Below are 3,232 nucleotides of genomic sequence, written 5' to 3'. Positions count from 1 at the left end.
ACCGAGGTGAGAATGTTGCGGTCGTCGTCGACCAAGGCGATTGTGGGCATGTGCCTGCTTTCAGAGTCTGGTTAGCTGAAACGGCGAGCAATCCAGCTATACGCCGCATACATGGGCTTCGAACGCGGTCAACGGAGCAATGCAAGCTGGGCTGAAGTGTGACCGAGTTCCGCTAAACGCATGGCGAAGTCGTGCGCCACCTTCCATCAGAGTGCCGGTTTAGCCGAAAAAAGGCCTTCGTTGCAACAGGATACGGTTATGGCCGGCCTTGATGTCTGCATGGTATCGCCGCGGAATCGCTGTAATGACCAATCCGAAGCTCCACCGGAGACAATAACTTGGCTAATGTTTCCCGGCTCGCGCATCTTCGCTCGGGGCACCGCCGAGGAACGCAGCGAACAGGGCGCCGGACACACTGGGTATCACTATGCAACCGACTTCCGATTTCAATCCTTCTCGATTGGCCCGCTCGCTGCTCCGGCGCAGCCGCCAGGGCGCGCTGGCCACGCTGATGCCTGGCTCGGGAGATCCCTATTGCTCGCTGGTGAATCTCGCTGCCGATGCGGATGGTTCGCCGATTCTGCTGATTTCACGACTTGCCGTGCACACCAAGAATGTTCTGGCCGATCACAGGGTGTCGCTGATGCTGGATGAGCGTGCGCCGGGCGACCCGCTCGAAGGCGCGCGAATCATGCTGTCGGGACGGGCGGAGCAGGTGGCCGCAGCTGACAAGAACAGGCTGAGGTCGCGATATCTGAATGCCCATCCGCCGGCAGCCGGCTACATCGATTTTTCGGACTTTTCGTTGTTCCTGATCCGGCCCTGCGGCACGCATCTGGTAGCGGGATTTGGGCGCATCGTCGATCTCACGCCGGCGCAGATCCTGACCGATATTTCCGATGCCGCCGCGCTGCTGGAGGCCGAGCAGGGCGCCGTCGACCACATGAATGAAGATCATCGCGATGCACTCCGGCTCTACGCGACCACGCTGCTCGGCGCCGAGGCCGCCGACTGGCGCTGCACCGGCTGCGATCCCGACGGGCTCGACATGATGGCGGATGGCAAGACCTTGCGGCTGGATTTTCCGCAGCGCGTCACCTCGCCGGGAGGCTTGCGCAAGATGCTGGTGCGGCTCGCCGAGGAGGCACGGGCGAAGGCCTGATATCTGGTCTGGGTAATGCTGCAGCGCGGCAGGGTGCGTTGGTATGCGCGGCGACTCATTGTCGCTGCTGCCTGCAACGCGGTAACCAGATGTGCCAAATTGAGCGCCGATTGCGCAGTCAACCAATTCGCGCGGATCGTCTTGGCAAGACGAACGTTGATCAGTAATAGGTCGAGGACCGGGCTTTTTACGGGCAAGCGTAACGGTATGACGGTCACCGCGAAACGGGCGCAAAGCGGCATTCGTCCGCTCGTCTCACGCGGTCTCTGAGGAGGGATTTTCGTGCAAGAGACGGGTCTACGCAACGGCGCCTTCGGCGCCGACAAATTCGGCTTAAAGAATCTGAAGCAGGTGCATTGGAATCTCGGCGCGCCTCAGCTCTATCAGTACTCGCTTGCCGCGGGTGAGGCCGTGCTGTCGGCAGACGGTGCATTGTGCGCAGATACCGGCGAGTTCACCGGCCGCAGCCCGAAGGACAAGTTCACGGTGCGCGATGCCAGCACCGACAAGAAGATGTGGTGGGCGGGCAATCAGTCGATCACGGCGGAGCAGTTTGAGCTGCTGTATCAGGACTTCCTGAAGCACGCCGAGGGCAAGCGGCTGTTTGCGCAGGATCTCTACGGGGGCGCCGATCCGAGCTTCCGCATCAGGACCCGCGTCTTCACCGAGCTCGCCTGGCACTCCCTGTTCATCCGCACGCTGCTGATCCGCCCCGAGCGTAACGAGCTCGACGCCTTCGTGCCGGAGCTCACCATCATCGACATGCCGAGCTTCCGCGCCGATCCTAAACGTCACGGCGTGCGCTCGGAGAACGTCGTGGCCATCGATTTCGCCCGCAAGATCGTCCTGATCGGCGGGTCTTATTATGCCGGCGAGATGAAGAAGAGCGTGTTCACCACGCTGAACTACTATCTGCCTGAGAAGGGCGTCATGCCGATGCATTGCTCGGCCAATGTCGGCCCCAACGGCGACACCGCGGTTTTCTTCGGCCTGTCCGGTACCGGCAAGACCACGCTGTCGGCCGATCCGAAGCGCACCTTGATCGGCGACGACGAGCATGGCTGGGGCGGTGACGGCGTCTTCAATTTCGAAGGCGGCTGCTATGCCAAATGCATCAAGCTGTCGAGCGAAGCCGAGCCGGAGATCTATGCGGCCTCCAACCGCTTCGGCGCGGTGCTGGAGAACGTGGTGCTCGATGATGACACCCACGTCCCCGACTTCGACAATGGCTCCAAGACCGAGAACACGCGCTCGGCCTATCCGCTCGACTACATCCCGAACGCCTCGCGCAGTGGCCGCGCGCCGCATCCGAAGAACGTGGTGATGCTGGCCGCCGACGCCTTCGGCGTGCTGCCGCCGATCGCAAAGCTCACGCCGGCACAGGCGATGTATCATTTCCTGTCCGGCTACACCGCGAAGGTCGCCGGCACCGAACGCGGCCTCGGCAACGAGCCGCAGCCGGAATTCTCCACCTGCTTCGGTTCGCCGTTCCTGCCGCTCGATCCGAGCGTTTACGGCAAGATGCTGCGTGATCTGATTGCCGAACACAACGTCGATTGCTGGCTGGTCAACACCGGCTGGACCGGCGGCAAGTATGGCACAGGCTCGCGCATGCCGATCAAGGTGACGCGCGCGCTGCTCACCGCTGCGCTCGATGGCTCCTTGCGCAACGTCGAATTCCGCACCGATAAATATTTCGGCTTCGCGGTGCCGACTGCGCTGCCGGGCGTGCCGAGCGAGATCCTCAATCCGGTCAACACCTGGAAGGACAAGGCCGAGTTCGACAAGACCGCGCGGGCGCTGGTCGGCATGTTCCAGAAGAACTTTGCCAAGTTCGAAGCCCAGGTCGACGCCGAGGTTCGCGCCGCAGCGCCGGATCTCAAGCTGGCGGCGGAATAACCGCCACATCACAACTGTCGTCCCGGCCTCAGCGCCGGGACTCATACTCCGCGGCCGTTATTCGTGGCACCCTTGCCACGACCGGCCTTCACAACTTGAAGGTCGGTGGCTATGGATCCCGGCGCTCGCCGGGATGATGCCGATTGTGTAGAGCCAGCTTGGCCTCACACG

General features: G+C 62.3%; 2 protein-coding genes. Both read left to right on the top strand.

The features are described 5' to 3' along the window. The first annotated feature begins 427 nt into the window (after positions 1 to 427). Positions 428 to 1,162: a HugZ family protein gene (locus WA702_RS01140; RefSeq protein ID WP_425108685.1), complete on the top strand. Its 735-nt coding sequence runs from the start codon at positions 428 to 430 to the stop codon at positions 1,160 to 1,162. Between the two features lie 282 nt (positions 1,163 to 1,444). Further along, entirely contained in the window at positions 1,445 to 3,061 is a 1,617-nt protein-coding gene (locus WA702_RS01135; protein ID WP_425108684.1) for a phosphoenolpyruvate carboxykinase, read from the top strand. The last annotated feature ends 171 nt before the right edge of the window (positions 3,062 to 3,232 follow it).

Source organism: Bradyrhizobium sp., from assembly GCF_049798375.1.
GTDB lineage: Bacteria > Pseudomonadota > Alphaproteobacteria > Rhizobiales > Xanthobacteraceae > Bradyrhizobium.
This window is presented reverse-complemented; position numbering and strand designations above follow the sequence as displayed.

What these genes read in the sequence shown, in the direction of transcription:
- WA702_RS01140 (WP_425108685.1), top strand. Translation starts at nt 428, where the DNA reads ATGCAACCGACTTCCGATTTCAATCCTTCTCGATTGGCCCGCTCGCTG.